The 12763-nt window shown below is 65.5% G+C and carries 11 protein-coding genes and 1 tRNA gene; 8 read left to right on the top strand and 4 right to left on the bottom strand.

The annotated features are described in order from the left end of the window. Positions 1–2: 2 nt before the first annotated feature. The 8 genes from ACQR03_RS08560 to ACQR03_RS08525 all read left to right on the top strand — a co-directional run bounded on the left by ACQR03_RS08560 (position 3) and on the right by ACQR03_RS08525 (position 6499). Entirely contained in the window at positions 3–629 is a 627-nt protein-coding gene (locus ACQR03_RS08560) for a YceD family protein (protein ID WP_434841190.1), read from the top strand. A 319-nt stretch (positions 630–948) separates the two neighbouring features. Then, on the top strand, positions 949–2010 hold the full coding sequence (plsX, locus tag ACQR03_RS08555) for a phosphate acyltransferase PlsX (protein ID WP_315752912.1): 1062 nt from the start codon (positions 949–951) through the stop codon (positions 2008–2010). Further along, a complete protein-coding gene (locus tag ACQR03_RS08550) occupies positions 2007–2981 on the top strand; it encodes a beta-ketoacyl-ACP synthase III (protein ID WP_315711459.1) in 975 nt (324 codons plus the stop codon). Before plsX ends, ACQR03_RS08550 begins: the two co-directional genes overlap by 4 nt. A 132-nt stretch (positions 2982–3113) precedes the next feature. Further along, positions 3114–3470, top strand: coding sequence for an integration host factor subunit alpha (locus tag ACQR03_RS08545; protein WP_315711462.1), 357 nt, complete (start codon positions 3114–3116; stop codon positions 3468–3470). A 136-nt stretch (positions 3471–3606) separates the two neighbouring features. Then, positions 3607–4170, top strand: a complete 564-nt coding sequence (locus ACQR03_RS08540) for a MerR family transcriptional regulator (protein WP_315752911.1) — start codon at positions 3607–3609, stop codon at positions 4168–4170. 205 nt (positions 4171–4375) lie between these two features. Further along, positions 4376–4453, top strand: a tRNA-Pro gene (locus ACQR03_RS08535). A gap of 187 nt (positions 4454–4640) precedes the next feature. Continuing rightward, complete coding sequence (locus ACQR03_RS08530) at positions 4641–5516, top strand: class I SAM-dependent methyltransferase (RefSeq protein ID WP_315711465.1); 876 nt, start codon at positions 4641–4643, stop codon at positions 5514–5516. Between the two features lie 101 nt (positions 5517–5617). Continuing rightward, entirely contained in the window at positions 5618–6499 is an 882-nt protein-coding gene (locus ACQR03_RS08525; RefSeq protein ID WP_315752910.1) for an AraC family transcriptional regulator, read from the top strand. 528 nt (positions 6500–7027) lie between these two features. On the opposite strand, the gene ACQR03_RS08520 is transcribed toward ACQR03_RS08525, so the two are convergent. From ACQR03_RS08520 to biuH, 4 genes are all read right to left on the bottom strand, one after another. Then, positions 7028–8587: an oleate hydratase gene (locus tag ACQR03_RS08520; RefSeq protein WP_434841189.1), complete on the bottom strand. Its 1560-nt coding sequence runs from the start codon at positions 8585–8587 to the stop codon at positions 7028–7030. Between the two features lie 115 nt (positions 8588–8702). Next, entirely contained in the window at positions 8703–10262 is a 1560-nt protein-coding gene (locus ACQR03_RS08515) for an oleate hydratase (protein ID WP_434841188.1), read from the bottom strand. A gap of 280 nt (positions 10263–10542) precedes the next feature. Continuing rightward, the gene (locus tag ACQR03_RS08510) at positions 10543–12018 is read right to left on the bottom strand and encodes an ABC transporter ATP-binding protein (protein WP_316203382.1); all 1476 of its coding nucleotides are present in this window, start codon (positions 12016–12018) and stop codon (positions 10543–10545) included. A 50-nt stretch (positions 12019–12068) separates the two neighbouring features. After that, complete coding sequence (biuH, locus tag ACQR03_RS08505) at positions 12069–12752, bottom strand: biuret amidohydrolase (protein ID WP_316202682.1); 684 nt, start codon at positions 12750–12752, stop codon at positions 12069–12071. Positions 12753–12763 lie beyond the last annotated feature (11 nt).

The following is a 12763-nucleotide window of genomic DNA, read 5'->3' as shown; positions in this document are numbered from 1 at the left end:
ACATGACCAGAGACAGAGACACCTCGCGCGAAACGGCGCGAGACCCTTCCAAGGACCCCTGGCGGGCACCGCCGGTGATCGTGGCGCAGATTCCGGATGCCGGCCTGCATCGCGAGATCGAGGCCGACGAGGCCACGCGCAACGCGCTCGCCGCGGTTGCCGATCTGCGCGAGGTCATCTCGGCCCATGCCTCGTTCGACGTCGTCCAGAAGCGGGACGGCAAGGTGCATGTCGAGGGCCGTGTGCAGGCCCGGATCGGTCAGACCTGCGTCGTCACGCTGGATCCGATCGAGATCGAGATCGACGAGCCGATCGACCAGATGTTCGCCCCGCCGGAGCAGATTCCGGAGCTTGCCGATCTGGTCGAGGACGATCCCAACAGCGAGGTGGAGACGGCCGATCCGCCGGAGCCGATCATCGGCGGGCAGATCGATCTCGGCCGGCTCGCCGCCGACGCGCTGCTCCTGGGGATCGATCCCTATCCGCGCAAGCCGGGCGCCGTGTTCGAGCAGCCGGTGGCTGCGGCCGCCGAGCCGGAGGCCCATCCCTTCGCGGCGCTGAAGGCGCTGAAATCGGCAGATGCCGCCGGGCCGGGCGCGGTCAAAGCGAAGAAAACGGGTGAGGATTGACGCGCCGTTGGGCAGGCCGGAAACGATCGATCCTGTCACAAAGCCTCTCGAAATCCTCTCAAGCTGCTGATTTCGATGGCAAAGGCGGGTCCCTGCCGGCCCCGGCCCGGCGCGGCGGTTGCAAAATGCATCGCTCCCGGGAGGTTGTTTCGACACGGAGAGACGCTATTGTCGCGCCCGGGTCGGGGTGCGACGAAAAGGCCCGGACGGCCTCTGGCCCGTCCATCGGCCGCGCAATGCCTCTGAACGACCGCCAAACACGGCCAACCAAGTCACGGCCAAGACGAGACAAAGCTCGAGATCAGGTTTCCGGGACGTCATGCCTCAAAAGGTTCGAATCGCGCTGGACGCCATGGGCGGGGATTTCGGCGCGGCCGTCGTCATCCCCGGTGCCGCGATCGCGCTGAGCCGCCATCCGGATGCGGAGTTTCTGCTCTTCGGCGATAGCGCCAAGATCGTACCCGAACTCGACCGGCATCCGCGGCTGAAGGCGGTCTCGCGGGTCATCCACACCGACGTCGCCGTCAGCATGGAGGACAAGCCGAGCCAGGCGCTCCGGCGCGGCCGAAAGACCTCGTCGATGTGGCTCGCGCTCGAGGCGGTGAAGAAGGGAGAGGCCGACGTCGCCGTGTCCGCGGGCAATACCGGCGCGCTGGTGGCGATGGCGCGCTTCTGCCTGCGCACGCTGGACGGGATCGACCGGCCGGCTCTGGCCGCGATCTGGCCGACCGCGCGCGGCGAATCGGTGGTGCTCGACCTCGGGGCAACGATCGGCGGCGATGCCCACCACCTCGTCGCGCTGGCCGTGATGGGCGGCGCGCTGGCGAGCGTGCTGTTCAACAAGCCGAGGCCGACCGTCGGCCTTCTCAACATCGGTGTCGAGGAGATCAAGGGCCATGAGGAGATCCGCGAGGCGGCCGAGCAGCTGCGCGCGATGAACCTGCCGCAGCTCGACTATATCGGCTTCGTCGAGGGCGACGGCATCGGGAAGGGCGCCGCCGACGTGGTCGTGACCGAAGGCTTCAGTGGCAACATCGCTTTGAAGACGGCCGAGGGCACCGTCCGCCAGGTCACGGATTTCCTGCGCGGCGCGATCCAGGCGAGCTGGCTTGCCCGGATCGGCTATCTGTTGGCCCGCGGCGCCTTCGCCGCTTTGCGGGCCCGGCTCGATCCGCGCAAATCCAACGGCAGCGTGGTGCTCGGCCTCAAGGGCATGGTGGTCAAGAGCCACGGCGGAACCGATGCCGAGGGCTTTGCCTCGGCGGTCAGGGTTGGCTATGAGATGGCCCGCTACGATCTCCTGACCAAGATCAATCAAACACTCAATCCCGACGGCGGCGCGCCAGCGTCCGAACCCGTCGCCCAGGAGGCTGTCTCGTGACAATTCGTTCGGTCGTGCTCGGCTGTGGCTCGTACCTCCCGCAGCGGGTCGTGACCAATGCCGAGCTGGCAAGCCGCATCGAGACCTCGGACGAGTGGATCGTGCAGCGCACCGGCATCCGTGAGCGCCACGTCGCAGCCGACGGCGAGTTCACCTCGCATCTGGCGATCAACGCGGCTCGTGCCGCGTTGGCCGCGGCCGACGTCGATCCGCAGTCGATCGATCTGATCGTCTTGGGCACCTCGACCCCGGACAACACCTTTCCGGCGACTGCAGTGGCCGTGCAGAACGGCCTCGGCATCCATCATGGCGCGGCGTTCGACCTGCAGGCGGTGTGCTCGGGCTTCGTCTATGCGCTCGCGACCGCGGACAATTTCCTGCGCAGCCGCTCGTTCAAGCGCGCGCTGGTGATCGGCGCCGAGACCTTCTCGCGCATCCTCGACTGGAACGACCGCACCACCTGCGTGCTGTTCGGCGACGGCGCCGGAGCGCTGATCCTGGACGCTCAGGAGCAGGGCGGCACGGCAGCCGATCGCGGCGTATTGACCACGCATCTGCGCTCCGACGGCCGTCACAAGGCCAAGCTCTATGTCGACGGCGGTCCGTCCTCGACCCAGACCGTCGGGCATCTGAGGATGGAAGGCCGCGAGGTGTTCAAGCACGCCGTCGGCATGATCACCGACGTGATCGTCGACGCCTTCGATGCCACCGGCCTGTCGGCCGAGACCATCGACTGGTTCGTGCCGCACCAGGCCAACAAGCGAATCATCGACGCTTCGGCGCACAAGCTGCACATCGCGCCGGAGAAGGTGGTATTGACGGTCGATCGGCATGGAAATACCTCCGCTGCCTCGATCCCGCTGGCGCTCGACGTGGCCGTCAAGGACGGCCGCATCAAGAAGGGCGACGTGGTCTTGCTGGAGGCGATGGGCGGCGGCTTTACCTGGGGCTCGGCTTTGGTGCGCTGGTGAGCCTGCCGCGCGGCGGGATTACGCCTGAGATTGGCACTACGGCCTGTACTTCTATTCACGCTGCTGTTGACCACCGCCGCTTAACCTCTTAATTTCCGGAGCGAATTATTCGCCGTGAGTTTGGGGCAGGCGATGGCGGGAACCGGAAAAACAGTCACACGCGTCGATCTCTGCGAGGCAGTCTACCAGAAGGTGGGGCTGTCGCGGACGGAGTCGTCTGCGTTCGTCGAGCTGGTCTTGAAGGAGATCACCGACTGCCTCGAGCGCGGCGAGACGGTCAAGCTATCGTCCTTCGGGTCGTTCATGGTGCGCAAGAAGGGGCAGCGCATCGGACGAAACCCGAAGACCGGCACGGAAGTGCCGATCTCGCCGCGGCGGGTCATGGTGTTCAAGCCGTCCGCGATCCTGAAGCAGCGCATCAACGGCCAGCAGGGCAGCGGCAAGATGAACGGCGAGGCCAGTGCCGAGTTCGGCGCCGAGCCGGATTAGGGCCGAGGCCGTCGTCCCGCTGCTTTGCCGGCAGGGCCGTGTCGAACGCGTATCGTTCGTCCCGCGTATAGTTCGTCCAATCTTTTCAGCGTAGTCTCCCACTTTCTTGTCAGCACGGTCGAAGGGGAACGGGCATTTGGACAAGGCGCCGGATGCGTTTCGGACGATCAGCGAGGTCGCGCAGGAGCTCGACATTCCGCAGCACGTGCTGCGGTTTTGGGAGACCCGGTTCGCCCAGATCAAGCCGATGAAGCGGAGCGGCGGCCGGCGCTATTACCGGCCCGACGACGTCGACCTGCTCAAGGGCATCCGGCGTCTGCTCTATGGCGAAGGCTACACCATCAAGGGTGTGCAGCGCATCCTGAAGGAGCACGGCGTCAAATCGGTCCAGGGACTGGCCGACAGCTCGGCCGCGGTCTCGTTTGGCGCGATGGAGGAGACGCTCGGCCAGGCGATGATGGAAGAGGAGCCGATCGGCGAGGCCGAGGTCGAATCGGAGGACGAGGAGGAGGAGGCTTCCGACGAGGAGGGCATCGACTTCCGCTTCGTCGACACCGAGGACGACATTCTCGACACCTTTCGCGTCGGCCCACCGACCCGCGCCGGCATGAAGCCGGAGGAGCGGGAGAAGCTCCAGGGCGTGCTCAAGGAGCTGGTCGACTGCCGCGCGCTGCTCGACCGGGCGATGAGGGAAGTCTGAGGGCGGGGCTGGTCGTCAGAATGCGCCAGCATGGCGGCAGGTGTCCGTTGCATTGAGCCACGCCGAGCGCCGCGAGTCGGCTGTGCACTCTCCACCGTTCTGGAAGGGGGCGGAGGGCCACGATCTCCGCTCCATCCGATCACACTATGAAACCCTCCCGCCGCGCCTTGCATCCCGCCCCGATCACGGCTAGAGGAACGGCCATCGGAGCGTGGCGCAGCCCGGTTAGCGCACTAGTCTGGGGGACTAGGGGTCGTGGGTTCGAATCCCGCCGCTCCGACCATTTTTCTCAAATCGCTGTATTTGACGTCGGCCGATGCGGTTTTGCGCGCACCTGCCACGACCGCTTCGTCCGTGAGATTGGCTTTTCAAGCTGCAGACCGCCCCCTAAACTCCCCGAACTGGGCGCCGCTGGACACTGTTCGAGCCGGCTCGTTTCATTTGTGAACTTTGTTGCCGAGACTTCCCTCATGGACGCCGCCGTCGCCGACATCTCCTTTGGGCATTTCGAGAACGCCGAGCAGATCGCCTTCTGGAACGGTGCGGGCGGCGGGCGCTGGGTCGCGCGCCGCGCCGAGATCGATGCGCTGCTGGCGCCGGTGCAGGAGGCGCTGCTGGAGCGCGCGGCAATTCAGGCGGACGAACGGGTGCTCGACATCGGCTGCGGTTGCGGGGCGACCTTGATCGCGGCGGCCGAGAAGGTCGGCCCCGGCGGCAGCGTGCTCGGCCTCGACGTGTCCGCAGCCATGCTGACCGCGGCCCACGAGCTCGCCCCTGCCGATGCGCCGGTGAGCTTCGTGCAAGGCGACGCCATGGTGCACCACTTCAAGGCCGCGAGCGCCGATCTCGTGATCTCGCGCCTCGGCGTCATGTACTTCGCCAATCCGGTGCGCGCCGTGCTCAACATCCGCAATGCGCTGCATTCGGAGGGGCGCGTCGCGTTCGCCTGCTGGGGCGAGCTGCGCGACAACCCGTGGGCGCTGGAGCCGCTGCAGGCGGCCTATGACCACGTGCCGAAGCTGCCGGGCTTGCCGCCGCACGCGCCGGACGATTTCGCGTTCGGTGCTCCCGAGTGGATGGAGAAGGTGACGACCGATGCCGGGCTGCGGCGCATCCGGCTGGAGCGTCACGACGTCGCGCTCGACTTCGGCGCGGGCGCCGGCCTCGATAGCGCGGTGCAGACGGCTCTCGCGATCGGGCCCGCCGGCCGTGCCGTGGCCGGGCAGTCGTCCGAGGCGGTGGAGGCCGCGACGGCCGCCGTGAGGAAGGCGTTGGCGCGCTACGCCAAGGGCCCGGGCGTCATGGTGCCCGCTTCGTTCTGGACCGTGACGGCCGTCGATCCGTGAAAGTCGGTCTTGATCACTGCGTCCCGTGACAAAGTCGCAAGATCGGTCGAGCGCGTCATGTCCGCCTGCGCTTAGCTGCAGCCGCCACGGAGCACGGAACGATGAAGGCGGCGCTGCGAAACTACCATGCGCGGATGCAGCGGGTGCTGGATCATATCGACCGGCATCTGGAGGATGATCTCGATCTGGACGCGCTGAGCAGCATCGCGGCCTACTCGAAATATCATTTCCACCGGCAGTTCACGGCGACCTTCGGTCTGTCCGTGAATCGCTACATCCAGCTCGCCCGCATGAAGCGGGCGTCCTATCAGCTGGCCTACAGCGATGCCCAAAGCGTCACCGAGGTCGCGATGGAGGCCGGCTACGATGCGCCGGACGCCTTTGCCCGCGCCTTTCGGCAACGGTTCGGGCAATCGCCGTCATCGTTCCGGAAATCTCCCGACTGGGAGCCGTGGCTTGCGGCCTTCGGGCCTCTCGACGACGCAAGGAGCAAGCTGATGCGGACGACCTATACCCCTGACGACGTGACGATTCGCGAGGTGCCGACCACGCCGGTGGCGATCATGGAGCATCGCGGCGACCCGGCCACGCTCGGCGCCACGATCCAGCGCTTCATCGCCTGGCGCAAGGCCGCCGGCCTACATCCCCGAGCCAATCCAACCTTCACGGTCTGGCGCTCCGAGCGTCGCCCGGCCTCGCCTGCCGACTACAGCGTGGACCTTTGTGTCGGGACCGACCAGCCGGTCGAAACGCAGGACGCGACAATCAGGGCCGGCGTGATCCCCGGCGGACGCTGCGCGGTGCTGCGCGTCGTCGGCAACACCCACAATCTGGAGCCGGCCGCGCTGTTCCTCTATCGCGACTGGCTTCCGGCCAGCGGCGAGGAGGCGCGTGACTTCCCGATCTATTGCCAGCGGCTGAACTTCTTCCCGGAGGTTCCCGAGCACGAGATGGCTGCGGACCTGTTCCTGCCGCTGAAATAGCGCCTGACGGCCGGATCCATCCTGAAAACTTGCAGCCAGGAGCCTTCTCAACCTTCGAGCCCCGCAGAAGGCGGCTCTGAGGGGGAGAGGGGCCTACGTTGGAGCGGTTCCAGTTCCATTCGGGAACCGCGATCGGCCATCTCCGTTAACGATCGAGCAGCTCAATTGAGGCCCTACACCCTGACATTGAACCTTTGCGCGCACGCGCGCACCAAACCTGTGTTCGGCTCGTTGTGGAGCCAGTTCCAGGAAATTTCAGACTGACATCGGGGTTCACCCCGATGTGCTGTTCATTGTCGTTGAAGGAGGCGCGTATGGTCCTCAGGACTTTGAAAGTTTCGCTGTCCGTTTTCGCCGCTGCAACCTCGGTGGTATCGCTGTTTGCCGTCAGCTGGGTCGGTCTCGCATTGCTCGGCTACTGACAATTCACGCAACAAGGATCGAGGCGCATCTGTGCCTCGCGAGACGGAAAGCGCGCCCGGATCGAGACTGATCCGGGCGCGCTCGTTCTTGCCGATGCGAGAGGCGTTATGCGAAGGCCTTCTCCATCGTCTCGATCAGCACGCGGAACGACTTGTCGTGGCGCGTGATCGGCGGGATCGCCCGGGTGATGCCGAGCAGCTGATAGACCGCCATCTGCGCCGCGCGCACCGAGTATTCCACCGTGAACACGACGTCGTCGGGGATCTCGACGAACTGGCTGACGAAGGCGAGGTTCTTCGAGTTCGCCGGCACCGGCAGCGGCCGGTCCGCCTTGTTGCGCGGCATGAACATGCTGGTGATGTAGGGCAGGCGGCAGGGCACGCAGGTCGCCTGGTCGAACACCGAGAGGTCGAAGTTGAGGTGGCCGCAGAGCTCCTTGAGAATGTCGGCGCCGCCGCAATCGGCCATCGCCTTCGGCACAAAATTGCCGATGCGGTCGGGATGCAGCGCGTAGCCCCAGAACACCTGCGTGTCAGCAGGCTGACCGGCGAAATGCGGCTGGTGATACAGCACGACCGACATCAGCCAGTTGGATTCCGCGAAGGTGACGAGCCCGCCGGTGCCGGCGGCGTTGCCGCTGAACGCCTCCATCGCGTCGAAGAAGCGCCGATTGCGGCAGGTGACGGTGAACGATTCCCAACAGGATTCCGGGATCGATGAGTTGAACGCGGCGGGATTGCCAAACTCGGGGCGGCCCTTCGCGATCTTCTCCCACAGCGTCCAGCCCTGGCTGTCCTGCTTGGTGAGCCGCGGCGGCGGTGCATCCTGGGTGCCCAGGCTGGTCGCGTCCGTCATCGAGCCGTTCTGCAGGAAGACGAGATCGTCGCTCGACAGCGCGATCGTTTCCGGCTGGCCGCTGCGATCCAGCATCAGGCGCTTGACGACGTGCTTGCCGGCTTCCGTCGCGATCTCCATGTCGGTGACGTCGACGCCGCCGGCGAAATTCACGCCACGGCCCTCCAGCCATTTGACGAGCGGCACGACGATCGCGTCGTACTGATTGAACACGGTGCGCTTGACGCCAGCCAGCGTCTCGATGCGCGGAAACTCGTTCATGAAGCGATGCAGATAACGCTTGAACTCGACCGCGCTGTGCCAGGGCTGGAACGCGAACGTCGTCTGCCACATGAACCAGAAGTTCGTGGTGAAGAACGGCGGCGACAGCCAGTCGGTGATGCGGGAGTTGCCGAGCTTCTCCTCGGAGGCCTCGGTCAGCCGCACCAATTCGAGACGGTCCTGCATGGTGAAGCCCATGGTGGAGACGTCGACCTTGTGCCGGTTGCGGTCGACGAGGCGCGCCTGCGAATGCGCGACATGGACCTTGTTGAAGGCGATCGTCTCGTCGCGCACGGTGCGGTTGGGATCGCCGGCATCCGGGATGGTGGAGAGCAGGTCCCACGTGCACTCGTAGTGATCGGTCGTCAGCATGCGGCCGCCGCGCAGCGAATAGGAGCCGTCGGGCAGCCGCGCACCATCGAGGCTGCCGCCATAGGGCAGGTGCTTTTCGAAGATCGTGATGTCGCGGCCTTCGACGCCGCCGTCACGGATCAGGAATGCCGCGCCGGCCAATGCGCCGATGCCGCTGCCGATGAAATACGCCTTCATGATGGTCCACCCGGGATCGTGTGCTACGATCCGGGGCTTAGCCGCTGTGTTCCCTCGTGGAACTGATCCAGGTCAAGCGCTGCGACGCGCGGTGATCACGATCTCGCGTGGTCCGTCAGGCGAATGATTTCACCACCGACTGCAGCAGCACCTTCAGCGATTTGTCGTAGGGCGTCACGGGCGGAATGGCCCGGTCGATCTTCAAGAGCTGATAGACCGCATGCATGGCCGCGCGCACCGAATATTCGATCGTGAAAACGGCGTCCTCAGGCAGCTCGACATATTGGCCGATGAAGGCGAGATTCTGCGAGGTGAGCGGCACCGGTAGCGGCCGGTCGCCATAGCTGCGCGGCATGAACATGCTCATGATGTAGGGCATCCAGCACGGCACGCAGGTCGCCTCGTCGAACACGGCGAGCGGGAAGCGCAGATGCCCGCACAGCTCCTTCAGGATTTCGGCGCCGCTGCACTCGGACATCGGCTTCCCCACGAAATTGCCGACGCGATCGGGATAGAGCCCATAGCCCCAGAAGATCCTGATGTTGTCGGGTTGGTCCGGAAAGTATGGCTGGGTGTAGAGCACGATCGACATCCGCCAGTTCGAATCCTTGAACGTGACGAGCCCGCCGGTGCCGGCGACATTGCCGGTGAAAGTCTGCATCGCATCGAAGAAGCGCGCATTGCGGCAGGTCACCGTGAACGACTCGAAGCTCGATTCCGGAACCGATGAATTGAACGCGGCCGGATTGCCGAACTCGGGGCGGCCGTGTGCGAGCTTCTCCCACAGGGTCCAGCCGTGGCTGTCGTCCTTGGTGAGCTGTTGCGGCGGAGCCCCGTGGCTGCCGAGGCTGGTCGCATCCGTCATGGAGCCGGCCGTGTAGAACACCAGATCGTCGTCGGCGAGATCGATCGTGCGGCTCGCGCCGTCCTGCGTCAGAGCAAGCCTGACGGCGCGGTGCTTGCCGCTGATGGTGACGAGCTCGATATCGGTGACATCCGTGCCACCGACGAAGTTGACGCCGTGGCCTTCGAGCCAGCGGACCAGCGGCTTGACGATCGAGTCATTCTGGTTGTGCACCGTCCGCTTGACGCCGCCAAGCGTATCCATCATCGGGAATTCGTTCATGAAGCGGCGCAGATAGCGCCTGAACTCGACCGCGCTGTGCCAAGTCTGGAAGGCAAACGTCGTCTGCCACATGTACCAGAAATTGGTGGTGAAGAAAGGCGGCGACAGCCAGTCCGAGATCAAGGAATTGCCGAGCTTCTCCTCGGAGGCCTCGGTGAGCCTGGTCATCTCGATGCGGTCCTGCATCGAGAAGCCCATGGTGGAGACATCGACCTTGTGCCGGTTGCCGTCGACCAGCCGCGCCTGCGCGTGGGTGACGTGGAGCTTGTTGAACGCCACGGTCTCCTGGAGGATGGTCTCCTGAGCGTTGGTTTCGCAGGGAATGGTCGACAGCAGGTCCCAAGTGCATTCGTATTGCTCGGTCGTCAGCATCCGGCCGCCGCGCATCGAGTAGGAGCCGTCCGGAAGACGCGTGCCGTCGAGGCTGCCGCCATAGGGCAGGCGCTTCTCGAAGATGGTGATGTCCGATCCGGAGATGCCGCCGTCGCGGATCATGAATGCTGCGCCTGAGAGCGAACCGATGCCGCCGCCGATGAAATAGGCCTTCATGAAATCGACCTGCAATTTAAATGTTTGAGATGAAGGAAGAAAAATGTCGGCCGGGACGGCCAGGCGGCCGCAACCAGCACGCACTCGCGCGATGTTACCTCAGCGGGATGAATTAGTCGTCAACAGCCTGAAGTCGTTTATCCCCGGTTTGGTGCAATGTCCCGCGGAGCGGGCCCAACTCTCTCCACGGTCATTGCGAGCGCAGCGGCGCAGCGAAGCAATCCAGGGCCGAGCAAGGGCAGCCGGCTGGTTTCGTAGTCCGGTGCAGTCGACGTCGGCCTCAATGCCCGGCCATGTGCCGGCCGATCTCGGTGAGATCGGCACCGCTTGCCCGGGTCTCGTAGACCAGCTGGCCGTGGAACATCACCACGAGGCGGTCGGACAGTTCGAGCAGCTCGTCGAGGTCCTCGCTGACCAGGAGCACGGCTGCGCCGCGGTTGCGGGCGGCCATGATCTCGGCATGGATCTGCGCCACCGCCGCGAAGTCGAGGCCGAAGCAGGGATTGGCGGCGATCAGCACCTCGACGTCGTGGCCGAGCTCGCGCGCCAGCACGGCGCGCTGCACGTTGCCGCCTGAGAGTGCCGAGATCGGCGTGTCCGGCGTGCGGGTCTTGATCTTGTAGCGGTTGATCTTGGCGGTCGCGTCCTTTCGGAAGGCGGACTTGTTCAGCCAACAGCCGCCGCGCGCGAACGGAACGCGGTCGAACTCGCGGAGCGCGATGTTGTCTGCGACGCTCATGCCGCCGACGCAGGCGTTCCTCAGTGGCTCCTCGGGGAGCAGCGACATCTTGTGCCGGCGCATCTCGTCGCGCGTGGCGGAATAGGCTGCGCCGGAAACTCTGACAGCGCCGCTCTCGGCCTCGCGCTGGCCGGCGAGCACCTCGACCAGCTGGCGCTGGCCGTTGCCGGAGACGCCGGCGATGCCGACGATCTCGCCGGCGCGTACGGTCAGCGACAGGTCATGCACTGCCAGGCCTCCGGCGTCGTCGCGGGCGACCAGCTTGTCGATCGCGAGCCTGATCGCACCGGCCTCGCCGGTGCGCGCCGGCTGTACGGTGAGCTGCTCGGCGCCGATCATCATCCGCGCCATGTCGTCGGGGGTGAGCTCGCCGACCTTGCCGCGGCCGGCGAGCTTGCCGCGCCGGAGGATCGTTACCTCGTCGGCGAACGCCATGACCTCGCGGAATTTGTGGGTGATCATCAAAATGGTCAGCTCGCCGGCCTCGACCATCTTGCGCAGCATGCCCAGGACTTCATCCGCCTCGCCCGGCGTCAGCACCGAGGTCGGCTCGTCCAGGATCAGGAAGCGCCGCTTCAGATAGAGCTGCTTGAGGATCTCGCATTTCTGCCGCTCGCCGGCGGAGATGTCCGACACTTTGGCGTCGAGCGGCACGCGGAACGGCATGCGCGCCAGGAAGGCCTCCAGCTCCTTCTTCTCCTTGGCCCAGTTGACCACTGCCGGTACGTCGTCACGCGCCAGCACCAGGTTCTCGGCCACCGTCATCGCCGGTACCAGCGTGAAGTGCTGGTAGACCATGCCGAGGCCGAGCGCATGCGCATCCCTGGGGTTGTCGATTGCGCGCTCGCGCTCGGCGATCAGCACGTCGCCCTCGGTCGGCCGATAGTAGCCCATGATGCATTTGACCAAGGTCGACTTGCCGGCGCCGTTCTCGCCGAGCAGCGCGTGGAACGAGCCGGGCCTGACCTTCAGCTCGACATTGTCGAGCGCGGTGAACGCGCCGAAGCGCATCGTCATGGCGATGGCCTCGACGCCGAACGCGCCCGCAGGCGTCGGATCGTCGCCGATCACGACAGCGCCTCGATCAGCGCAGAGGAGGTCGCGACCGCGCCGAACACGCCGCCCTGCATCTTGATCATCTTCAGCGCGTGATCGTGATTGCCCTTGTCGGTGGCGCCGCAGCAGTCCGACAGCAGCACGCATTCGAAGCCGCGGTCATTGGCTTCGCGCATCGTGGTGTGGACGCACACGTCGGTGGTGATGCCGGTCAGCACGATGTTCTGGATGCCCTTGAGGCGCAGGATCAGCTCGAGGTCGGTGGCGCAGAACGAGCCCTTGCCGGGCTTGTCGATGATGATCTCGCCGGGCAGGGGCGCGAGATCCGGGATGATCTCCCAGCCGGGCTCGCCGCGCACCAGGATGCGGCCGCACGGCCCGGGATCGCCGATCCCGGCGCCGATCTGCTGCGAGCGCCAGCGCTTGTTGGCGGGCAGGTCGGAGAGATCGGTGCGGTGGCCCTCGCGGGTGTGGATGATCAGGAAGCCCTGCGCGCGCATCACCGTCAGCAGCGTCTTGATCGGCTCGATGGGGGCGCGGGTCAAGGAGAGGTCATAGCCCATCTTGTCGACATAGCCGCCGACGCCGCAGAAATCGGTCTGCATGTCGATCACGATCAGTGCCGTGTTCTCTGGACGGAGATCGCCGTTGTAGGGCCAGGCATAGGGCTCGGAGCGGATGGTGCGCGCGGTCATGATGGACCTCC

The organism is Bradyrhizobium sp. HKCCYLS3070 (genome assembly GCF_051167575.1).
Classification (GTDB): Bacteria; Pseudomonadota; Alphaproteobacteria; order Rhizobiales; family Xanthobacteraceae; genus Bradyrhizobium.
This window is presented reverse-complemented; position numbering and strand designations above follow the sequence as displayed.